General features: G+C 39.5%; 18 protein-coding genes and 2 tRNA genes. 14 read left to right on the top strand and 6 right to left on the bottom strand.

Annotated features, from left to right (window positions below):
• The 8 genes from ABYD77_RS10470 to ABYD77_RS10435 all read left to right on the top strand — a co-directional run bounded on the left by ABYD77_RS10470 (position 1) and on the right by ABYD77_RS10435 (position 9,136).
• Positions 1–77: transfer RNA gene (locus tag ABYD77_RS10470), tRNA-Pro, on the top strand.
• 20 nt (positions 78–97) lie between these two features.
• Positions 98–174 (top strand) — tRNA-Pro (locus ABYD77_RS10465).
• A 303-nt stretch (positions 175–477) separates the two neighbouring features.
• Positions 478–1,782, top strand: a complete 1,305-nt coding sequence (gene tig / locus ABYD77_RS10460) for a trigger factor (RefSeq protein WP_372769611.1) — start codon at positions 478–480, stop codon at positions 1,780–1,782.
• 190 nt (positions 1,783–1,972) lie between these two features.
• Complete coding sequence (gene clpP / locus ABYD77_RS10455; RefSeq protein WP_372769609.1) at positions 1,973–2,584, top strand: ATP-dependent Clp endopeptidase proteolytic subunit ClpP; 612 nt, start codon at positions 1,973–1,975, stop codon at positions 2,582–2,584.
• Between the two features lie 113 nt (positions 2,585–2,697).
• Positions 2,698–3,981, top strand: coding sequence for an ATP-dependent protease ATP-binding subunit ClpX (clpX, locus tag ABYD77_RS10450; protein ID WP_372769607.1), 1,284 nt, complete (start codon positions 2,698–2,700; stop codon positions 3,979–3,981).
• A gap of 173 nt (positions 3,982–4,154) precedes the next feature.
• Positions 4,155–6,512 (top strand): endopeptidase La, encoded by a 2,358-nt coding sequence (gene lon, locus ABYD77_RS10445; protein WP_372769605.1) that lies wholly within the window; start codon positions 4,155–4,157, stop codon positions 6,510–6,512.
• A 207-nt stretch (positions 6,513–6,719) separates the two neighbouring features.
• A complete protein-coding gene (hupB, locus tag ABYD77_RS10440; RefSeq protein ID WP_372769603.1) occupies positions 6,720–6,992 on the top strand; it encodes a nucleoid-associated protein HU-beta in 273 nt (90 codons plus the stop codon).
• Between the two features lie 233 nt (positions 6,993–7,225).
• Positions 7,226–9,136, top strand: a complete 1,911-nt coding sequence (locus ABYD77_RS10435) for a SurA N-terminal domain-containing protein (RefSeq protein WP_372769601.1) — start codon at positions 7,226–7,228, stop codon at positions 9,134–9,136.
• Positions 9,137–9,519: 383 nt separating this feature from the next.
• Here ABYD77_RS10435 and ABYD77_RS10430 read toward each other — a convergent pair whose 3' ends face one another.
• The 6 genes from ABYD77_RS10430 to pspF are packed head-to-tail and all read right to left on the bottom strand — an operon-like array spanning position 9,520 to position 15,926.
• On the bottom strand, positions 9,520–10,281 hold the full coding sequence (locus ABYD77_RS10430; RefSeq protein WP_372769599.1) for an ATP-binding cassette domain-containing protein: 762 nt from the start codon (positions 10,279–10,281) through the stop codon (positions 9,520–9,522).
• Positions 10,281–11,279, bottom strand: a complete 999-nt coding sequence (locus tag ABYD77_RS10425) for an oligopeptide/dipeptide ABC transporter ATP-binding protein (protein WP_372769597.1) — start codon at positions 11,277–11,279, stop codon at positions 10,281–10,283. Before ABYD77_RS10425 ends, ABYD77_RS10430 begins: the two co-directional genes overlap by 1 nt.
• Positions 11,279–12,172, bottom strand: coding sequence for an ABC transporter permease subunit (locus ABYD77_RS10420; RefSeq protein ID WP_372769595.1), 894 nt, complete (start codon positions 12,170–12,172; stop codon positions 11,279–11,281). The genes ABYD77_RS10425 and ABYD77_RS10420 overlap by 1 nt, the downstream gene beginning before the upstream one ends.
• The gene (locus ABYD77_RS10415; RefSeq protein ID WP_372769593.1) at positions 12,159–13,193 is read right to left on the bottom strand and encodes an ABC transporter permease; all 1,035 of its coding nucleotides are present in this window, start codon (positions 13,191–13,193) and stop codon (positions 12,159–12,161) included. Before ABYD77_RS10415 ends, ABYD77_RS10420 begins: the two co-directional genes overlap by 14 nt.
• Positions 13,193–14,878 carry an ABC transporter substrate-binding protein gene (locus ABYD77_RS10410; RefSeq protein ID WP_372769591.1) on the bottom strand — a complete coding sequence of 562 codons (1,686 nt, stop codon included), beginning with the start codon at positions 14,876–14,878 and terminating at the stop codon, positions 13,193–13,195. The genes ABYD77_RS10415 and ABYD77_RS10410 overlap by 1 nt, the downstream gene beginning before the upstream one ends.
• On the bottom strand, positions 14,856–15,926 hold the full coding sequence (gene pspF, locus ABYD77_RS10405) for a phage shock protein operon transcriptional activator (protein WP_372769589.1): 1,071 nt from the start codon (positions 15,924–15,926) through the stop codon (positions 14,856–14,858). The genes ABYD77_RS10410 and pspF overlap by 23 nt, the downstream gene beginning before the upstream one ends.
• Positions 15,927–16,111: 185 nt before the next feature.
• Between pspF and pspA the strand changes: the two genes are divergently transcribed.
• The 6 genes from pspA (at position 16,112) to megL (ending at position 21,563) form a co-directional block, all read left to right on the top strand.
• Positions 16,112–16,777: a phage shock protein PspA gene (gene pspA, locus ABYD77_RS10400; protein WP_372769587.1), complete on the top strand. Its 666-nt coding sequence runs from the start codon at positions 16,112–16,114 to the stop codon at positions 16,775–16,777.
• A 27-nt stretch (positions 16,778–16,804) separates the two neighbouring features.
• Complete coding sequence (gene pspB / locus ABYD77_RS10395; protein ID WP_372769585.1) at positions 16,805–17,038, top strand: envelope stress response membrane protein PspB; 234 nt, start codon at positions 16,805–16,807, stop codon at positions 17,036–17,038.
• Positions 17,035–17,445: an envelope stress response membrane protein PspC gene (pspC, locus tag ABYD77_RS10390; RefSeq protein WP_372769583.1), complete on the top strand. Its 411-nt coding sequence runs from the start codon at positions 17,035–17,037 to the stop codon at positions 17,443–17,445. Before pspB ends, pspC begins: the two co-directional genes overlap by 4 nt.
• Before the next feature lie 403 nt (positions 17,446–17,848).
• Positions 17,849–19,228: a YcjX family protein gene (locus ABYD77_RS10385; protein ID WP_372769581.1), complete on the top strand. Its 1,380-nt coding sequence runs from the start codon at positions 17,849–17,851 to the stop codon at positions 19,226–19,228.
• Positions 19,225–20,256 carry a TIGR01620 family protein gene (locus tag ABYD77_RS10380; RefSeq protein ID WP_372769580.1) on the top strand — a complete coding sequence of 344 codons (1,032 nt, stop codon included), beginning with the start codon at positions 19,225–19,227 and terminating at the stop codon, positions 20,254–20,256. The genes ABYD77_RS10385 and ABYD77_RS10380 overlap by 4 nt, the downstream gene beginning before the upstream one ends.
• Before the next feature lie 125 nt (positions 20,257–20,381).
• Entirely contained in the window at positions 20,382–21,563 is a 1,182-nt protein-coding gene (gene megL / locus ABYD77_RS10375) for a methionine gamma-lyase (protein ID WP_372769578.1), read from the top strand.
• The last annotated feature ends 302 nt before the right edge of the window (positions 21,564–21,865 follow it).

Raw genomic sequence — 21,865 nt, 5'->3', positions numbered from 1 at the left:
CGGCGTTTAGCGCAGCTTGGTAGCGCACTTGGTTTGGGTCCAAGGGGTCGCAGGTTCAAATCCTGCAACGCCGACCATTACAGTAAATTCTCTTTATCGGCGTTTAGCGCAGCTTGGTAGCGCACTTGGTTTGGGTCCAAGGGGTCGCAGGTTCAAATCCTGCAACGCCGACCAATTTATTCTCTCAATAAATCCTAAATTTACAGCCTAATTCCCTTAATAATACTGCTATTTCTAACCATTTTTAATAATTTCGTTAGGATACTCGACTATCTCAATTATTGCGTTATAATGCCGCGTCTAAAGTTTAACTTGAAACGCTTTATACCAATCTGGTAAGCAAATTTTAGGGTTTGATTATCAGATTGGTATTAGGTTTATTCCACAGTGGGCACAGGGTTTAGCAAAAATATTAATAAACTCTCACTGGGTAAAGGAAGGCGTAGAAACGCCAAATTAAAAAGATTGAGGTAAAACATGCAAGTTTCTGTTGAGACTACTCAAGGCCTAGAGCGCCGTATTACGATCACTGTTCCTGCTGAGAACATTGATACTGAAGTTAAAAAACGCTTACAACAACTTTCTAGAACACAGCGTGTAGATGGTTTCCGTCCAGGTAAAGTTCCTGTGTCTATCATCAATAAGCGTTATGGTGCTGCAGTTCGTCAAGAAGTAGCTGGTGACCTAATGCAACGTCAGTACATCGATGCTGTAATTGCTGAGAAACTAAACCCAGCAGGTGCTCCTTCATTTGAGCCAAAAGCGCTTGAAGCAGGTAAAGATTTAGAGTTCTCTGCAACGTTTGAAGTTTACCCAGAAGTTGAAATCAAAGATTTAGAAAAAATCGCTGTTGAAAAGCCAGTTGTTGAAGTAACTGACGCTGATCTTGAAAATATGCTAGTAACGCTTCGCAAGCAACACGCTACTTGGGTTGAAACTGAAGAAGCTGCTGCTGCTGATAACCGTGTAACAATTAACTTTGTTGGTACTATCGACGGTGAAGAGTTTGAAGGCGGTAAAGCTGAAAACTTCCCATTAGAACTTGGCCAAGGTCGTATGATCCCAGGCTTTGAAGATGGTATCGTAGGTAAAAAAGCAGGCGAAGAGGTTGTTGTTGACGTAACTTTCCCTGAAGAGTACCACGCTGAGAACCTAAAAGGTAAGCCAGCGCAATTCACAATTACTGTTAATAAAGTAGAAGTTCAAGAACTTCCAGAACTAACAGATGAATTTGCTGTTAACTTCGGTATTACAGAGGGAGGTTTAGACGCGCTTAAAGAAGAAGTTAAGAAGAACATGAGTCGTGAACTTGACCAAGCTGTTAAAGCACAGGTTAAAGATCAAGTAATCAAAGGTCTTCTTGAAACTAACGAAATTGATGCGCCTAAAGCACTTATCACTCAAGAAATCGATGTACTTCGTCAGCAAGCTGCACAGCGTTTTGGCGGCAATGCGCAAAACATGCCTGAGCTTCCAGCTGAGCTTTTCCAAGATCAAGCGGCAACCCGCGTTAAAACTGGACTACTTCTAGGTGAAGTAATCAAGTCAAACGAAATCAAGCCTGACGACGCTAAAGTTGAAGAGCTAATCGCTACTATGGCTTCTGCATATGAAGATCCAAATGAAGTTGTTGAATACTACAAGTCAAACGAGCAACTAATGCAACAAATGCGTAATGTTGCACTTGAAGAAGCTGCAATTGATTCAGTACTTGCAAAAGCGACTGTTACAGAAGTAGCGAAAGGCTTTGATGACATCATGAACCCACAAGCTGCGCAATAAGTCATTGACTTAAACGTTAGCTAACGATTAAATGGCTCGTGTATCTCTGCAAAATTTGCAGTTTGTACCGGGCCATTTTTATTGCCGGTAATCTGATAATCAGTTGGAATGTGAATTCCGCATTGTTTCAGCGTCATATGTTAACAAAACTAGCTTTGGACTTTGTTAACACAAAAGGAAAGTATTAATAATGTTAAATAATCCACTCGATCCTTTAAATGCATTAGTACCTATGGTTGTTGAGCAAACAGCTAAAGGTGAGCGCTCTTACGACATCTATTCGCGATTATTAAAAGAACGTGTTATCTTTTTAACAGGTCAAGTTGAAGACAATATGGCAAATTTAATTGTTGCGCAGTTGTTGTTTTTAGAATCAGAAAACCCTGAAAAAGATATTTTTATTTATATCAATTCGCCAGGTGGTTCAGTAACGGCGGGTATGGCAATTTACGATACAATGAACTTTATCAAGCCGAATATCAGTACAGTGTGTATTGGACAAGCGGCAAGCATGGGGGCATTTTTATTATCAGGTGGTACAAAAGGTAAGCGTTTCTGTTTACCAAATTCACGCGTGATGATCCACCAACCACTGGGGGGATTCCAAGGTCAGGCTTCTGATTTTGAAATTCATGCTAAAGAAATTTTATCAATTAAAGATAAACTGAATAGATTAATGGCTGAGCACACAGGGCAACCACTTGACGTTGTCGCAAATGACACTGATCGAGATAATTTCATGAGTGCTCAACAAGCGGTTGACTATGGTTTAGTTGACGGCATACTTTCACAACGAGATTAATATTTAGCGCTGCTATAAATCCTTTGCCATACTGGTAAAGAAGCTCGTTGTAAATTAGTTACCTTTTGTTTTTATAAACATAAAGGTCGAGAAGAATATTAAGAGGTAGCTTAATGTCTGAAAATCGAAGTGACGGCGATAAGAGCGGTAAATTATTGTACTGTTCATTTTGTGGTAAAAGCCAGCACGAAGTTCGTAAACTTATCGCAGGGCCATCAGTTTATATCTGTGATGAATGTGTGGAACTTTGTAATGACATTATTCGTGAAGAAATAAAAGATATTGCGCCTGCACAAGCGAGCCAAGATAGTTTACCAACACCGAAGGAAATTCGCGGTAACTTAGATGACTATGTTATTGGCCAAGAGCACGCGAAAAAAGTATTGTCGGTAGCGGTGTATAACCACTACAAACGCCTACGTCATTTAGGTGGTAAGAATCCAGTGGAATTAGGTAAGAGTAATATCTTGCTTATCGGTCCTACAGGGAGTGGTAAAACATTACTTGCTGAAACAATGGCGAAGCTACTTGACGTGCCATTCACGATGGCTGATGCAACCACATTAACTGAAGCAGGTTATGTTGGTGAAGATGTTGAAAACATTATTCAGAAATTATTGCAAAAATGTGATTATGACGTTGAAAAAGCACAGCGCGGTATTGTGTATATCGATGAAATTGACAAGATTTCTCGTAAAGCAGATAACCCTTCAATCACACGTGATGTTTCAGGTGAAGGTGTTCAGCAAGCACTACTTAAACTGATTGAAGGTACTGTTGCTTCTGTGCCGCCGCAAGGTGGCCGAAAGCACCCACAGCAAGAGTTTTTGCAGGTAGATACCTCTAAAATCCTCTTTATTTGTGGTGGTGCGTTTGCAGGTCTTGATAAAGTTATTGAGGCTCGCAGCACTAAGAATACCGGTATTGGTTTTGGTGTTGACGTTAAATCAAGTGATTCTAAACGTTCACTCACTGAAGCGTTCCAAGATGTTGAGCCAGAAGACTTAGTAAAATATGGTCTAATCCCAGAATTTATTGGTCGTCTGCCAGTTGTCGCTACATTAGGGGAACTTGATGAAGCAGCGCTTGTTCAAATTCTAAGTGAACCTAAAAATGCACTAACAAAACAGTATGCATCTCTGTTCGAAATGGAAAATGTAGAGTTAGAGTTCCGTGATGATGCTTTAAAAGCAATTGCTCACAAAGCAATGGAGCGCAAAACCGGTGCTCGTGGTTTACGTTCAATTGTCGAAGGTGTGTTACTTGATACCATGTATGAACTTCCTTCAATGGAAGAGGTATCAAAAGTGGTGATTGATGAAACAGTGATTAAAGGTGAGTCAGATCCCATTCTTATTTATGAGAATACGACCCCTGACAAAGCAGTTTCTGAATAATTGATTTATTATTGTACGAAAAAGGGGCCTAATGGCTCCTTTTTTTATAAAAGCATTGATCTCTTTAAAAGAGATCCCCATATTCACCAATAATCTAAAAATTTATAATTCGCTGGCTAAACTAAATACAGTTTAGTGCAGCTTTAGTTACCAGTTTTACGCAAGGAACAAGTATGACCCTTGAACGTACCGATACGATTGAAATTCCAGTTCTCGCGCTTCGTGATGTAGTGGTATACCCACATATGGTTATCCCACTATTTGTTGGTCGTGAAAAGTCGATTAAATGCCTGGAAGCAGCTATGGATAACGATAAGCAGATACTGCTTGTCGCGCAAAAAGATTCCAATATTGATGAGCCAGAGTCATCAGATATCTACCAAGTAGGTACTGTCGCCACGATTCTACAACTTTTAAAACTGCCTGACGGTACTGTTAAAGTACTGGTTGAAGGTACGCAACGTGCAGCAGTGAAGGAATTTGTATCTACCGATGAATTTTTCGTAGCTAACGCAGAGTTTTTACAATCCACTGAAATTCCCGAGACAGAGCAAGACGTATTTATGCGCAGTGCTGTCAATCAGTTTGAAGGTTACGTCAAACTGAATAAAAAGATTGCACCAGAGGTACTCAGTTCAGTTTCTGGCATTGAAGAAACAGCGCGCCTAGCAGACACCATGGCGGCACATATGCCGCTTAAGGTCGCAGAAAAGCAAAAAGCACTTGAGTTTGCCGATGTAAAAGAACGCCTTGAATACTTAATGGCACTGATGGAAGGTGAAATTGATGTATTACAAGTTGAGAAGAAAATCCGTTCTCGCGTTAAAAAGCAAATGGAAAAGAGTCAGCGTGAGTATTACCTCAATGAGCAAATGAAAGCGATTCAAAAAGAATTAGGTGATATGGATGATGTCCCTGACGAATTTGAAGGTTTGACTAAAAAGATTGAAGAAGCGGCAATGCCAACTGAAGCTGAAGACAAAACTAAGTCTGAGCTTAATAAACTGAAAATGATGTCGCCAATGTCGGCAGAAGCTACGGTGGTAAGAACGTATATAGATACCATGATAGGTGTACCTTGGAAAAAGCGTTCTAAGGTAAAAAAAGACCTTGCTAAAGCGCAGGAAATTTTAGATGCCGATCACTATGGTTTAGACAAAGTTAAAGAACGTATTATCGAGTATCTTGCAGTTCAACATCGCACAAATAAATTAAAAGGGCCAATTTTATGTTTGGTTGGTCCTCCTGGTGTAGGTAAAACTTCTTTGGGCCAATCGATTGCTCGCTCAACAGGGCGTAAGTACGTGCGTATGGCGCTAGGTGGGGTTCGAGATGAAGCTGAGATCCGCGGTCACCGTCGTACTTACATTGGCTCTATGCCGGGTAAAATTGTTCAGAACATGTCTAAAGTGGGCGTTAAAAACCCATTATTCTTGCTTGATGAAATTGATAAAATGTCATCAGATATGCGTGGTGATCCAGCATCTGCATTACTGGAAGTACTAGACCCTGAACAAAATACCAGCTTTAACGACCACTATTTAGAAGTTGATTACGACTTAAGCGACGTTATGTTTGTGGCAACATCAAACAGCTTTAATATTCCAGGGCCATTATTAGACCGTATGGAAGTAATTCGTTTAGCGGGTTACACCGAAGACGAAAAGCTGAATATTGCAATTCGCCATTTAATTCCTAAACAAATTAAACGTAATGGATTAAATGACACAGAAATCTCAATTGAAGATAGCGCGATTATCGGGATTATCCGTTACTACACTCGTGAAGCTGGTGTGCGTAGCTTAGAGCGTGAAATTTCAAAACTTTGTCGTAAAGCAGTTAAAAACATTCTCCTTGATAAGTCACTTAAACAAGTAGTTATTAACGAAGATAGCCTTGAAGACTACTTAGGTGTTAGACGTCACGATTATGGTAAAGCTGAAGGCAGCAATAAAATAGGTCAAGTAACCGGCCTTGCTTGGACGGAAGTTGGCGGTGACTTACTGACAATTGAATGCGCTTCTATGGCGGGTAAAGGTAAATTAAATTATACCGGCTCGCTTGGTGATGTGATGCAAGAGTCAATTCAAGCAGCGATGACGGTAGTGCGTAGTCGCGCCGAAACATTGCGTATAAATGCCGATTTTTATGAAAAGCGTGATATTCACGTACACGTACCAGAAGGCGCTACGCCAAAAGATGGACCAAGTGCGGGTATTGCGATGGTAACAGGTTTAGTTTCGAGCTTAACAGGCAATCCTGTACGTTCAGATGTGGCGATGACAGGTGAAATCACCTTGCGTGGTGAAGTATTACCAATTGGTGGCTTAAAAGAAAAGCTGTTAGCGGCACACCGTGGTGGCATTAAGACTGTAATTATTCCAAAAGAGAATGAGCGTGACTTAAAGGAAATTCCTGAAAACGTGATGGAAGGCCTATCAATTCACCCTGTGAAGCAGATTGAAGAGGTTTTAGAGCTCGCTTTAGCAGAGCCAATTGCTAGTTTTTCAATCGAAACGGCAAAAAATTAAAAAAATTCATCAAAAACCATCGAAAAGGGCTTTTCAAATAAAATCTCTGTGCTAACTTAGGCACTGTAATTTTTTTGCTAGCCCTTTAACGACGGTGATTAGCGCGAATTTTTATCGTTAATTTAACGCATTATTTTGGTGCATTAACTTAGCCTTTGTGTGGTAATAAACCACGATTAAATAATAACAATGGAAGGGGATGATATTGTGAACAAGTCTCAACTAGTTGATCAAATCGCAACAGATGCAGATATTTCTAAAGCAGCGGCTGGCCGTGCGTTAGATTCTTTTATCGATGCAGTAACAAGTGCACTAAAAGACGGTGACTCTGTTGCATTAGTAGGTTTTGGTACTTTCTCTGTACGTGAGCGTGCAGCACGTACTGGCCGTAACCCACAAACTGGTGAATCAATTGAGATTGCTGCTGCAAATATTCCTTCTTTTAAAGCGGGTAAAGCTCTAAAAGACGCAGTAAACTAATTGACTGTAGAAGGCTAAACTTGCCGTTTTCAAATTAACCATTGAAACAGCAATTTTAATCTTCAAGTAAAAAGGCGCATCTGCTAAGATGCGCTTTTTACATATATAGCGTCCTGTAATTATGTTCGCTTAGTTGTGCAAAAGATGTACGTTTAACGAATGTAGTCACTAATAAACTCGGCAGTGATGCAGTCATTTCAGTACTAACTGAAACAGAAATAAGAGAAAAAACAATGCTAGAGAGAATCAGAGAAGGTTCACAAGGTGCAACGGCAAAAGTCATTTTAACCTTGGTGATTTTATCATTTGCTCTTGCCGGTATTGGTAGTTATTTAGGTCAACCTACGGAAACGCCTGTTGCAACTGTCAATGGCAAGGAAATTAGCCAGATGAGCTTCGCTCGTGCTTATGAGAACGAACGCAGCCGTCTTGAGCAGCAATTTGGTGAATATTTTTCACAAATCGCTTCAGATCCAGCATACACAGCACGTATGCGTGAAAATGTTATCCAGCGCTTAGTACAACAAGAATTACAAATGCAACTTGCGCAAGAGCTTGGATTACGTGTTAGCGATGAAGCAATCAAAGAAGAAATTCGTAACATTCCTGCGTTTCAGGTTGCTGGTGAGTTTAATAACGACCGTTACCTGCAAGTAATCCGTCAGATGAACTATCAGCCAGATGGTTTCCGTGATTATCTTCGTAAAGAAATGACACTTAACCAGCTAGCGTCTGCCTTAATTGCAACGGATTTCACGCTAGAAAACGAATTAACAGCAACGGTTAAATTACAAAATCAATTACGTGATATTGAATCTGTAACCTTGAGTGCGGCAAATTTCAAATCAGAAGTAACGGTTTCTGAAGATGAAATTAAAGAATATTACCAGCTTAATCAAAACCAGTTTATGGCACCAGAGATGGTGGCTTTGGACTACATTGAGCTAAAAGGATCTGAACTCCCACTGGAAGAAGCTGTAACAGATATTGAAATTGCAGCAAATTATGAAGAGAACAAAGCACTTTACATGGAACCTGAACGTCGCCGTGTAGCTCATATTCTTGTTGAGAACTTAGACGACGATGCAGCAGCACAAGCTAAAGCAGGAGAAATTCTTGTTGAACTACAAAATGGTGCTGATTTTGCGGCAATTGCAAAAGAGAAATCAGACGATTTAGTCAGTGCTGAAATTGGTGGTGATCTTGAGTGGATTGATCGTGATATGATGGATCCAGAATTTGAAGCTGCAGCATTTGCACTTGAAAGTGTCGGTGATTTATCTGACGTTGTGCAAACTGAATTCGGTTACCATATCATTAAGCTGACGGATTATGAGCCAGAGCAAGTTAAACAGCTTGCGGATGTTTCAGCTGAAATTAAATCACAATTAGAGCTTGATAAGCGTTTAAATCAATTTTATGAAGTGCAAACACGTGTTGCTGATCTTGCATTTGAAGTCGCTGACAGTCTTAAGGATGCAGCAGAAGTTGCAGGTGTTGAAGTGAAATCTACGGAACTTTTTTCGCGTAACAATGCACCAGCGCCATTAAATAATCCTAAGGTGTTAAATACTGCATTTTCTGTTGAGATTTTAGAAGACGGCGTTAACTCTGAGTTAATTGAAATTGCTGATGAGCATATTGTGTTTATCCGTGCAAAAGAACATAAAGCCGCTGCAGTTAAACCACTTGAAGAAGTATCAGCAGGTATTCAGCTTACGCTTGAAAACCAAAAAGCAAGTGAGCTTGCAAAAGAAAAAGCACAAGAGCTTTATGCAAGTTTACAAGCAGGTACAGCACTGAGTGACATTGCAGCAAAGGCAAATGTAGAAGTCGTTGCGACTGCAGGCGTGAAGCGTCAATCATTTACACCTTCATACGAAGTTGTTCAAGCAGTATTTAAAATGCCAACTCCAAGCGCTGAAGTGCAAAGCTCTGAGCTAGTAACATTAGGAAGTGGTGATGTTAGCTTAGTGGTCTTAAATAAAGTGTACGATGCTCCAGAGACAGAGATTAACGAACAAATGCGTGACGGTATTGCTCGTCAACAAGTGAATAAACACTATGAAGGCTTTATTAGAGCGCTACAAGACAATGCTGATGTAAAAACAGCGTCAGTGGCTGCACAAGAGCCAAACCTATAATGTTTTATCCAATAAAAAAAGCGCCTTTTGGTGCTTTTTTTATTTCTGTTGTCCCGTGCTAAATAAGGTTGACACTTTTCCAACTTAAATTTGGATAATGTCATGACATCTATACCTAAGAGAGCGCAAAGAGATTATTTTCTCGCTTTTAAATTATCCGTGTCTTCTTATCCAGTAAGGTCGTTACTGTTCAATCTTAAATTTGGAGAATGAAAAGCCTTTATCTAAGATAAAGACAAAAATATTTAAATGCTCCGGTTCGAATTATCTTCGTGGGAAGTAGTAAATTCTGTTTTATCAAACAAAAAAGATACAGCTTTTATACGTTTTGTTTCAAATAGAGCTATTGCACTTTAAATTTATTTAATATCAGAACGTTATGATTAGCTGGCGAGCATGCGTTCAGCAAGTTTTGTTTGCGGATTACTAAACACTTTGTGAGTTTCACCATATTCAACAACCTCACCTTTATGCAGTAATAACAAGCTGTCACTCATATGCTTTACTAAACTTAAATGATTGGTAATTAATACATAACTCAATCCAGTTTCGCGTTGCAGGCGTAATAATAGGTTAACCGTTTGGGCGCGTACTGATGGATCTAGCGAAGATAACGCTTCATCTAACACCAGAACTTTAGGATCTAAAATAATCGCTCGAGCAAGCGCTACACGCTGTATTTGACCACCTGAAAACATATGTGCGTAATAGTTTCGGTGCTCAGCAAGCAAACCAACATTTAACAATGTTTGATTAATTTTATCGCGACGTGCTTGGCTATCTAGAACAGTATTCAAAACTAAAATTTCATTTAGAATACTGCCAATAGGATTACTAGGGTTTAAGCTTTTCATTGGATCCTGAAAAATAAGACGAATATCTTTGGTGTTCAAGATACGTCCGCCATCATCTTCAATAATTTGACCATTAAGTAAAATTTGGCCAGAGCTAGAATTATCCGCTCCAGCTAGTATTTTCCCTAAGGTGCTTTTACCTGAACCTGTTTCCCCAATAACAGCCAACGTTTCACCTTTACCAAGGCAAAAAGAGACATCTGAGACGGCATTAAGCTGCTTACTTCTGAAAAGTCCAGCACGCACGTTAAAATGCTTGTGTAAGGCTTGCACTTTCAAGACCGGATCCATTAACGCTTTTCCTTATTCTTATTTAATGGAAAATGACAGGCATAAGTGTGCCCATGGCTGTCTGAAACACGCGGTGTTACTACACATTCGCGCTGAGCTTGCGGACAACGGGGGCCTAAACGACAGCCTATAGGTAAATGTTGTAGTGTTGGGATTGTGCCTTTCAGCGCATACAGTGGCGCTTTATGGGCGAGACTTTGATTATATTCAGGTAAGCTTTTTAATAAGGCTTGAGTGTAGGGGTGTTTTGGTTTGTTAAACAGCGTATGCGTTGGTCCAGCTTCAACCATCTGACCGCAATATAAAACATGCAAACCATGGGTCCAATCACTTAATTCTGAAAGTTCATGGCTGATCATTAAAATAGACATACTTTTTAATTGATTTAAACTGCGAAGCAAACGGAATATTTGCGCACGGGTAGTACTTTCTAATGCGGTCGTAGGTTCATCGGCAATCAGCAACTTGGGTGAGCGGGCAATCGCCATAGCAATCATCACTTTTTGACAGATGCCCTCTGATAGCTCGTGTGGGTAACTGTCAAATACATGGGCATGTTCTTTAATACCCACTTTATGTAAAAGTGCCATTGCTCTTTTTTTCAGTGCGATCCGTTTTTGTAAAAAGTCACCTGTTAAATTATTGCGTGGAATACACTCAATCAGCTGATTATACACTTTTGCTGTAGGATCAAGGCAGCTGCTAGGCTCTTGATAAATCATGGCGATTTCATTGCCAATTAACTGGCGACGTTTTTCATTACTTAAGCGCATTAAATCAATGCCACGCCAATGCATTCTATCGGCAGTTATTCGCCAGCGCGCATTTAATACACCCATCAAGGCTTTTGCGATAAGACTCTTACCAGAGCCTGACTCACCAACGAGAGCATGCACTTCGCCTTCTTTTAAACTAATGCTGACACGGTCAACTGCTCGGATCACGGTATCACCGGTATCGAGTTCAATGGTTAAATTTCGAATATCGAGTAACTGCATTAGCTGGCCTTTCTTTTTTGTAGGGCTTGCCGTAATCCATCACCAACAAGGTTAGTCGATAATATTGTGATAAAGAGTAAAAAACCGGGAAGCGCAACGGTCCAAGGCGCCAAGTAAATTAAGCTAAGGTTCTCTGCCAAAATTGCTCCCCATTCTGCAGTGGGAGGCTGCGCGCCCAATTGCAAAAAGCCAAGTGCGGCTATATCCAAAATTGCTGTTGAAAGTGACATAGTAAAGATCAGAACAATTTGTTCGTAAATATTAGGCAAAATACCTTTAACTAAAATTCGCCATTTACTTGCGCCATCAAGGCGATGGGCAATAACATAATCTTTACTTAACTCTTGGCTCACAATATTTCGAATAGAGTGAATATATTGTGGTAGCAGTGAAAGAATAATCGCCCAGACCGTATTCATTAAGCCTGGACCTAAAATAGCTACGATTATTATGGCTAACAATAAACTTGGAATCGCAAGTGTCACATCAAGTAGATGGTTTAAGACCGATGAACGCCAGCCTTTACTCAGCGCTGCCATAATACCTAAGATAACACCAAAAAGTGTGGTGAGAAGGGCTGTTACAATTGCTAAACCAAATGTGGCGGTGGCACCATTCATTAAACGTGATAGCAAGTCTCGCCCTAAACCATCAGTGCCAAGAAGAAAGTTAACACTTCCGTGTTCGTCCCAAGAAGGGGGTAAAATTAACGAATTGTTATGTTGTTCATTGATGCCATAAGGTGCTATTAATGGTGCAAGTATGGCAAGGGCAGTCAACAATAAAAAGATCCATAAACCCAATAATGCCAGGTGATTGGATTTAAAGTTGCGCCATAAATGTCGTAAAGGCGACTTGTTTGAGTCTTCTGTAAATAACTTAAACTTGGCCATGGCTTTGGTTTCTCGAAACAGGATCTAACAAGTTATGCAGAATATCAGCTGCTATATTAGCGATGATCACAAATAGTGAAACCGTCAATAATCCACCAGAAATCGCCGGATAATCACGTTGATAAATACTATTAATTAGCCATTGGCCAACGCCTGGCCAGGAAAAAATTACTTCAGTAATCATTGCAAGAGTAATAAGCGTGCTAAATTGCAAACCGATTTGTTTAATAATGGGTAATAAGGCATTTTTAAGCGCATGACGAGTAATAATTTCATAACGGGTTAAACCTTTAGCTCGTGCTGTTTTAATGTAAGGCTTATCAAGCACTGTTAAGGTTGAATCTTTGGTAAAACGCGTAAGAACACTCGTAGGGTAGGTAGCCAAAACTAGTGTTGGCAATGTTAAGTGTTGAAATGCATCGATTAACGCTCGCTGTTTATAATCTATGTCGCTCAACAATATATCAATAACGATAAAGCCAGTTGCATCAGGTATTTCGTATAGTAAACCGATTCTGCCACTCATAGGTAACCAGCCCAGGTGTAAGCAAAACACCATAATTAATACCAACGCTAACCAGAAAATGGGTGTTGATATTCCAATTAGCGCAAGTGAATTAATCCCAAGATCCGGTAGTTTTTTGTGATAGGCCGCAGACAATATGCCTGCTGGCACCCCGATAATAATAGATACAATCAAAGCATAAAAAGCAAGCTCAATGGTGGCAGGGAAAAGCTCTTTAATATGATCAAATACCGGTTGTCCAGAGGAAAAAGAAACCCCCCAATCGCCTTGAAAAATATGTGAGATAAATCTAAAGTATTGTGAAATATAGCCCTTATCAAGCGCGTATTTGTGCTCTAAGATATCTCGGTCAAAGCTATTAAGTGATTGAATACCACTCAAGTTAGAAACCGCTTCCCCAGGAAATAAGTAAGCCAAAGAAAAGGTGAATGCGCTAAGTAATAGCAGCATAAAGAAGAAGAGGGTTAACCGTCTAACGAGGTAATCACGCAGCATTATTCCTTCCTCGCATTGGCTAGTGAAATTCCACCAAATGGCATTACCTCAATACCGGTAACACGGGTAGACTTTGCTTGCAGGCGAAGTCCATGAGCAATTGGCAGTAATGGTAACTCCTGGGCTACCATTTGTTGCGCAGCAAAATAGATCTCTTTACGAGTATTAATATCGTTAGCATCTTGTGCTTTAGTTAGCAGTAAATCAAATTCAGCATTGCACCAATTAGACGGGTTTTTACCACTAAAAACAGACGCACAACTTAAAATGGGATTTAAAAAGTTATCTGGCTCAGGTGAATCCGCAGCCCAACCAATGAGCACAGAATCATGTTGATGTAAGGTTAAACGCTCAAGAAAGGTATTCCACTCATATTCAATTATATTTACCTTGATCCCAATTTGTTTTAACTCACTTTGGATAAGCTCAGCCATTTTTCGTGCATTGGGATTGTAAATACGACTTACTGGCATAGCCCATAAATCCATAGTAAAACCGTCTTTGTAGCCTGCGGTCTCAAGTAAGGACTTAGCTAATTCTAGGTTGTAACTAGGATAATTTGGTTGTGCCTGATAAGCCCATGATTCTGGTGGTAAAATCGACTGTGCAATATCAGCATTATTAAAATAAACCGCTTGCAGTATTTTGTGTTTGTCAATGGCATGAGAAATGGCGCGGCGCACTTCAACTTTATCAAAAGGGGGTTTTTGAGTATTAAATGCTAGATATCCAACATTTAAATTTGCTAGCTTTTCAACAGAAATATTATTGCGATTATTTAATACTTCAATATGTGCACTGCTTGGGTGAGCTGCAATATCACATTCACCGGTCAGAGCTTTTGCAATACGCGTATTTGAATCAGAAGTAATATCAAAGACTAGTTGCTCAATAGTTACATCATTACGCCAATAATGTTCATTGCGATAAAAACGGACATAAGCATCGCGTTTAAATCGTTTAAACTTATACGGACCTGTTCCAATTGGAAGTCGATCGATGTCTTCGAGTGAATCGTTTTTACTTAGCTTATCTGCGTACTCTTTGGAAAGTACAATGGCGAAATCCGTAGCCATATTTGATAAAAAGCTACTGTCGGGACTAAACAGCTCAAAAGTAACTTGATGTTCGCCAGTTTTTGTGACGGAACGAAATGATTGATCTAAACCAATACTTTGGAAATAAGGGTAATTACCACCGCCAACAAAATGAAATGGATTATACACATCAAATAAGCGTGTAAAGGTAAACACCACATCATCGGCATTCAATCTTCGCGAAGGGGTAAAATAATCCGTTTGGTGGAAATCGACATCATCTCTTAAATTAAAAACCACTTTTTTGCCGTCATCTTCCAGTGACCAACTGTTAGCAAGTTCAGGAATATATTTTCCGCTTGAAGGATCGATCGAAAGTAAACGGTTATAAAGTTGATGCGAGATAATATCAATGGTGGACCCTGTGGTGGTTAATTGTGGATTAAACGAAACTGGATTTGCTTCGGAACAATACACTAGGCCATTAATATTTTTTTGCTCTTCAAACGTGCAGGCAGCAAGAAAAGTGCAAGCAATAAAAGCCGGCACCTTTTTGTAGTTGATACGAAGTAATTCTAATATTCTTAGCAAGATACTTCTTTTTTTATACGTTAATTTTGTTGCTTTATAGCGTTCGCGCACTGGCATCTAATAGGTTGTATTTTTTTAAGTAGCCCCGCAACTGATGATAGGTTAACCCTAAACTCTCAGCTGTTTTTCTTTGATTATATTGGCAATATTTAAGTGCGTCATTAATTAAATCAATTTCGTACTGATTTGAGAGTGTTTTTAAATCACATGGGAAGCTAAATTCGGGTTTAGCGGTGATGATATTTTCACTCACGGCTTCAATGGATGTCTCATTTAATTCTGTTGAAATTCTATCGTTAGTTTTGACCTTATGTTTTGGTCTAAATGGACTGACAAAGGGGTCAAGAATAATATCATGTACCGGTACATGCGGGTTTGCTGTACGATAAACACTGCGTTCCACGGCATTTTTTAACTCACGGATATTCCCCGGCCAATGATATTCCAATAAGGTTTCTTGCGCTTTACGAGTAAAACCGCTGAATAACTCCCACTCTAAATCCCTTGCCATATTAATTGCAAAGTTTTCCGCCAGCAGCATAATGTCTTCTTTACGCTCTCTAAGTGGCGGAAGGGTAATCACATCAAAGGCTAAACGGTCGAGTAAATCGCTGCGGAACTCACCTTGTTCAGCAAGGCTGGGTAAGTCTTCATTGGTAGCACACACTAGACGGGTATTTACGCGTACAGTGGACTTCCCCCCAACACGTTCAAATTCACCATATTCAATAACACGTAACAGCTTTTCTTGAATTAGCCCAGATGTATTGGCTAATTCATCTAAAAACAGTGTACCACCATCAGCGCGTTCAAAACGGCCTTCATGACGTTTGCTGGCACCGGTAAATGCCCCCGATTCGTGACCAAATAGTTCACTCTCTAATAAGTTTTCATTCAGTGCTGCGCAGTTGAGTTTAACGTAGTTCTGGTCCCAGCGGCTTGACAGAAAGTGTAAACGGGCTGCTATTAGTTCTTTACCTGTTCCTCGTTCGCCAATAATCAGTACTGGTTTATTTAATTGTGCCACTTGAGAAACATGCTCTAATACTTCTAAAAAGCTGTTAGACTGGCCTAAAAGATTGTCCTGTTGATTAGTACGACTCATTTTTACTAACTCTTGGTCAAATTTGCTAACATCTAGTGTATTTTAATTCTAACTGTGTTTAAAGTTTTTTATATTTAAAAATATTTCTATTTAAAAACAATGTGTTAGCTGTTTTTTTAAAGTTGGCAAGCATCTTGATTAAGTAATATCGGTCAGTCATAAATTTTAAATTTGAGGAAAGTATTATGGGAATTTTTTCACGCTTTGCAGATATTGTGAATTCGAACATTAATGCACTTTTAGATAAGGCAGAAGATCCAGAAAAAATGGTTCGCCTGATTATTCAAGAAATGGAAGATACGCTTGTAGAAGTGCGTTCAACTTCAGCTAAAACCATTGCTGAAAAGAAAGAATTAGCACGTCGTGTTGAGAAACTTGAACAGGAAGCTGCGGATTGGCAAGCTAAAGCGGAGCTTGCGTTAAGTAAAGATCGTGAAGATCTTGCGCGTTCAGCGTTAGTTGAAAAGAAAAAAACGACTGAAGCGGCAAGTGCTGTTGCACATGAATTTGCACAAGTTGAAGAACACATCGAAAAGTTACAACATGAAGTGGCGGCACTGCAAGATAAACTTGCAGATGCTAAAGCACGTCAAAAAGCGATTATTCTTCGTCAACGTTCAGCAGAATCTCGTTTAGGTGTTAAAAAAGCTCTAGACTCGTCTAAAGTTGAAGATGCGTTAAGCCGGTTTGAACATTACGAAAACAAGATTGATGGCTTAGAGTCACAAATTGAATCGTATGAAATGGGCAAAAAATCTTTGTCAGATGAAATTGCCAGTCTTCAAGACGAAGAGAAAATTGATGATGAATTAGCTGCTCTTAAAAAAAGCATGGCTAAAAAAGACAAATAATAATTAAGCTAGGAGCAGGAGGGCATTATGAATGGGTTCGAAGTAATAGCAGTTCCAACAATCTTGTTTATGATTTTTGTAGCACCCTTGTGGTTAATTTTACATTATCGTAGCAAAAAACAAGTAAGCCAAGGATTAAGCGAACATGAGCACCGTCAGCTTATTGAATTAGCAAATAAAGCAGAAAAAATGGCCGATCGCGTTAAGACGCTTGAAGCAATTTTAGATGCGGAGGCACCAGAGTGGAGGGCTAAAGTATGAGTAGACGCAGAGGTGAGTTATATCGCGACCCAAAACGCGGTAAGTTAGCAGGTGTGTGTGCAGGCTTGAGTGATTATTTTAATATGGAGTTGTGGCTGGTAAGGATTATCTTTATTTCAGCAGTACTTTTGCTCGGTGGCCCATTCTTTATCGTAGCCTATATTGCGTGTTGGTTTATTTTAGATGTAAAGCCGGAAGCACTACCTCACCAAGGTAAAACTGAAACGGTTGATACCGAAAGACCAATCGAAGTTAAATCGAAAGTGTGGCAAGCAGGTGAACCACCTCGTCGTGCACTGCATGACTTGAAAGAACAGTTTGATCGTATTGATGGTCGCTTACAAGCGATGGAAAAGTACGTTACTTCACCGGAGTTTACAGTGAGCCGTGAAATCAACAAACTATAGTCACTCAGCGAACAATTGAAACGGGTAAGATTATGAAAATAACTTACCCATTTTTACCCAAGTCACCTGAAGATGCATGTTTTAGAGCTATCACAGCGCTTTCAAGTCAATGCGTGTTAATGAAGGAATGTAGGTACCTTTCAAATTAACACAACGTAGGATTGAATGTGCTGTATAGCTCCTAAAGGGCAAGGTTAAAAAGCATTTATACCGCGTTGCACTACAAGGATGTAGGGTAAGTTGACAATGCAGGAGCACATTGTCTTTATTGATTTTGAAAAGGGAACTCCATTCCCTGCAATCAATGCCTTGTCTAAATGCTCTTTATCTCTTGCTGAAATCAAGCATCTTCAGGTGACTTGGGTATATATACAAGGAGAGGGTTATTAAGCATTCAGACCAATTGCAAAAATTGCGTGCAAAAGCCACAAAGCTGGTTAAGCGTGGATTAGATCAACATGTTAAGCTGGCGGTTACTGGACTCAGTAAAAGCGGTAAAACAGCCTTTATCACTTCACTCATTCATCACCTGACAAACGCAAAAAGTCAGATGCCATTTTTTTCACTGCAGCAACAAGAGCGTTTTATTGCTGGTAAATTAGTTGGCCAAGATGATTTAAGTGTTGCAACGTTTGACTATGCGCATGCACTTTCTGAACTGCAGGCTGGTAGATGGCCTGAATCCACTAATCGGTTAAATACGTTGCGACTAAATTTGAAGTACAAGCCAAGTAGTGGTTTGCGCTCGCACTTAACGGAAGTTGCCACACTTACAATTGATATTTTTGATTATCCGGGCGAGTGGTTGCTCGACTTACCCATGCTCGATGAGTCATTTATAGAGTGGAATAACCGCCAAATTACATTGTTAAAAAAATCACCAAGATACCCACATAGTGAAGCATTTTTAGCAAAACTAAATCAGTTTGATTGGTCCCAAGAAGCTGATTACAGCCAATTAAAAGAATTAGCACTAGCATACCGTGATTTACTTTTACTTTTTAAAAATCAATGCCAGTTAACAGAGTTACAACCTGGGCGTTTAATTATGCCGGGTGAATTGGAAGACGCTCCGATTACACTGTTTTTCCCGGTGAAAACCATTGATCACCAAACGCTCGCAAATGCTCCTGAAAATAGTTATTTATTCACCTTAAAACAACGTTTCGAACAATATAAAAAAGATGTGGTGAAAACCTTTTACAGTAATTTTTTTGGTGGTTTTGACAGGCAAATTATTTTAGTTGATTTATTGGGTGCGCTGGATAAAGGGCGTGATGCATTAGTAGAACAAAGTGATGTTTTAAAGTCGTTACTTAAACATTTTGATTACGGTAAGAGTGGTTTCTTAAGTCGCTTATTTTCACCAAAAATAGACAAAATTCTATTTGCTGCTAATAAAGTTGACCATTTAAGTGTTGAGCATCATAAAGATTTAGCGCTGCTATTAAACAACTTAATTCTTGATGCGCAAAATGATTTAAATTACCAAGGTGTGACCGTTGAAACCATGGCGATGAGCTCAGTCAAGGCAACTAAACAGGTTAAAGTGACTGAAAATGGTCAAATGCTCAATTGTATTTTTGGTAAGTTAGTTGAAAGTGAGCAATTGCTAACTTACTTGCCATCACAACCACCGATGAGATTGTTATCAGAAGAACAATGGCCAGAGAATGGGTTTTCGTTTCCTAGTTTTTATCCGTTATTGTCAAAACAAAACACGCTTGAACATGTCAGGCTAGATCATGTCATTGAGTATTTAATTGGGGATAAAGTGCTATGAGTGAATTGCAAAAAGGGCGCGTAATTAATCAATTTGCTGAAGAGCAAGATCAACAATTACAGTCAATCTTGGAAAATGTAGAAACACTACAACAAGGCAAAGTGATTGAACCGACTGAAATTGAGCTTTTAGAAGATGAACATCAATTTGAGAATGAACTTGAAGCCCTTGCTACATCTTCTAAGCCAAATTGGCTTGGACGTATTTTTGTTTTATCTTTGTTGGTTTTAGTATTTAGCGAAGTGATTTTTTCACTGATTGATACAATAAATTCATCGCCTGTACTTGCTGGCGTTTACGGCATTGCAATAACAACGGCGCTTGCTTTGATAGGCAAGGTTGTTTTCCGCGAATTTACTTTGTTACGCAAACTCAAATCGACAAAAAATCAACAGCTGGCTGGTGCACGCTTGATGGAGTCGGTGCAAATTGGCGAAGCTAAACGTTTTATAACCTCGATTAATCAGCATGTAAGCAATGATAAATTAGCGATGATGCTATCTCAAATAGATGAGCACCATACCGATAAAGAAGTGATGTCGCTTTATGCTAATACTGTTTTAGCAGAACAAGATAAACAGGCTCAAGATATCATTAAAAAATACGCATCAACTTCAGGGGTGATGGTAGCCATATCACCTATTGCATTAGTAGATATGGCAGTGGTGCTATGGCGTAGTACTAAAATGATAGAAGACATAACCAAAGTTTACGGTTTGCCGTTAGGCTATGTTAGCCGCATAAAGTTGTATCGAATGACCTTAAAACAAATGCTGTTTGCAGGCAGCGCCGAATTAATTAGCGATTTTGCCACAACAGCCCTCAGTGCCGAGCTTGCAGGAAAATTATCTGCACGTGCAGCACAAGGGGTGAGTGTAAGTATCTTTACCGCACGTATTGGATATAAAGCAATGGAATTAAGCCGTCCGTTACCTGGCTTACCTAGCAAGAAAAATTTGTTAACATCATGCGTTAAACTTGCAATCGACAGCGTTAAAACTAAAGACAATAGCCAAAGTGGCAAATAAACTTTACGAATTTTTGGGCTTTTGTATACAATTTTAGCCATCTAACAATCTAGCGTGCTTGTTGTTTTTTCAGTTGTGCATTAATTATGTAATTAATAATTATGACTACAATTTAAGCAAGCAGTATGAAATCACAACTTTCAGATAACAGCTTATGTATCCATGGTGGCAAACAACATGATCATGCCCATGGCCCTTTAAGCACCCCAATTTATCAATCATCAACATTTGTTTTTGACAATGCTGCCCAAGGCGCTGCACGTTTTGCCGGCGAAGAAGCTGGCTATATTTATTCGCGCCTTGGCAACCCAACTACGCGTGAATTAGAACTTAAAATAGCGGCATTAGAAGAAATGGAAGATGGCGCAGCCACAGCGACGGGCATGGGAGCAGTCTCTGCGTCAGTGCTTAGCTTTTTAGAAAAGGGCGATCATCTAATTGCCTCTAAAGCGGTATATGGTTGTACTTTTGCGTTGTTTTCGCACATGTTACCAAAGTTTGGTATTGAAGTAACGTTTGTTGATATGGAAGATCATAGCGCTGTTGAAAAAGCACTAAAATCAAATACCAAAATAATCTTCGCTGAAACCCCAATCAACCCAAACCTTGTGGTGATTGACCTTGCCTTTATTGGTGATTTTGCCAAACGCAATAATTTAATTTCAGTGATTGATAATACCTTTATGACACCACTTCTGCAAAAACCAAAGCACTTTGGCATTGATATAGTGCTGCACAGTGCAACCAAATACTTAAATGGTCATGGCGATGTGGTTGCAGGCCTAGTGTGTGGTAGTAAAGAACACATTGAAACAATCAAACTGACTGTATTAAAGGATATTGGCGCAACTATTAGTCCGCACGATGCTTGGTTAATTATACGTGGTATGAAAACACTGAGTGTTCGCATGGAAAGACACTGCAGTAATGCACAAAAAGTGGCTGAGTTTTTAGCAGAGCACGAAAAAATTGAGAAAGTGTATTATCCAGGTTTGACATCTCACCCAGGTAACAAATTTATTGGCACGCAAATGAAAGCGGCTGGGGGGGTAATTGCGTTTGAATTAAAAGGCACACTTGAAATGGGAGCGCAGTTTATCAATGCAACTAAGCTGTGTACTTTAGCTGTAAGCTTAGGTGATGCTGAAACCCTTATTCAACATCCAGCATCAATGACGCATTCGCCCTACACACAAGAGGAACGATTAGCTGCGGGTATTTCAGATGGACTTGTGCGTATTTCCGTTGGTCTTGAAGAAGCTGACGATATTATTGCTGATTTAGCACAAGCGCTTGAGCAAATCTAGTTAAATTATCTTTACATGTGGCTAAGTTAAGAGACGCAAAGCGTCTCTTTTTTCAAAAAAGTACGCGTTTTAAATTTATAAAACACTTCATTAACAAAGCAATAAGTTCATCAATCGTACTTTTGTAAGAGCTAGTGTACATCGTGGTGGTCTTTAATTCTTTTATTTGTAAGGCTGTCTTTTTTTGTATACACTTGTGTAAATTTAATGATACAAATTTCAGCGTGTGCTGCATTTCCAAAAGAGCCATGATCATTACCTTTTATGTAACTTTGTCATAACATCTAGAACATCTGAATCCG

Origin of the sequence: Pseudoalteromonas sp. (assembly GCF_041629635.1) — a bacterium.
GTDB lineage: Bacteria > Pseudomonadota > Gammaproteobacteria > Enterobacterales > Alteromonadaceae > Pseudoalteromonas.
The sequence above is the reverse complement of the archived record's forward strand: the minus strand, read 5'-3'. Positions and strand labels throughout refer to the sequence as shown.

Bases quoted from the DNA above. Each gene is read 5' to 3' on its own strand.
- tig (WP_372769611.1), top strand. From the start codon at position 478: ATGCAAGTTTCTGTTGAGACTACTCAAGGCCTAGAGCGCCGTATTACG.
- clpP (WP_372769609.1), top strand. From the start codon at position 1,973: ATGTTAAATAATCCACTCGATCCTTTAAATGCATTAGTACCTATGGTT.
- clpX (WP_372769607.1), top strand. From the start codon at position 2,698: ATGTCTGAAAATCGAAGTGACGGCGATAAGAGCGGTAAATTATTGTAC.
- lon (WP_372769605.1), top strand. From the start codon at position 4,155: ATGACCCTTGAACGTACCGATACGATTGAAATTCCAGTTCTCGCGCTT.
- ABYD77_RS10435 (WP_372769601.1), top strand. From the start codon at position 7,226: ATGCTAGAGAGAATCAGAGAAGGTTCACAAGGTGCAACGGCAAAAGTC.
- ABYD77_RS10430 (WP_372769599.1), bottom strand. From the start codon at position 10,281: ATGGATCCGGTCTTGAAAGTGCAAGCCTTACACAAGCATTTTAACGTG.
- ABYD77_RS10425 (WP_372769597.1), bottom strand. From the start codon at position 11,279: ATGCAGTTACTCGATATTCGAAATTTAACCATTGAACTCGATACCGGT.
- ABYD77_RS10420 (WP_372769595.1), bottom strand. From the start codon at position 12,172: ATGGCCAAGTTTAAGTTATTTACAGAAGACTCAAACAAGTCGCCTTTA.
- ABYD77_RS10415 (WP_372769593.1), bottom strand. From the start codon at position 13,193: ATGCTGCGTGATTACCTCGTTAGACGGTTAACCCTCTTCTTCTTTATG.
- ABYD77_RS10410 (WP_372769591.1), bottom strand. From the start codon at position 14,878: ATGCCAGTGCGCGAACGCTATAAAGCAACAAAATTAACGTATAAAAAA.
- pspF (WP_372769589.1), bottom strand. From the start codon at position 15,926: ATGAGTCGTACTAATCAACAGGACAATCTTTTAGGCCAGTCTAACAGC.
- pspA (WP_372769587.1), top strand. From the start codon at position 16,112: ATGGGAATTTTTTCACGCTTTGCAGATATTGTGAATTCGAACATTAAT.
- pspB (WP_372769585.1), top strand. From the start codon at position 16,805: ATGAATGGGTTCGAAGTAATAGCAGTTCCAACAATCTTGTTTATGATT.
- pspC (WP_372769583.1), top strand. From the start codon at position 17,035: ATGAGTAGACGCAGAGGTGAGTTATATCGCGACCCAAAACGCGGTAAG.
- ABYD77_RS10380 (WP_372769580.1), top strand. From the start codon at position 19,225: ATGAGTGAATTGCAAAAAGGGCGCGTAATTAATCAATTTGCTGAAGAG.
- megL (WP_372769578.1), top strand. From the start codon at position 20,382: ATGAAATCACAACTTTCAGATAACAGCTTATGTATCCATGGTGGCAAA.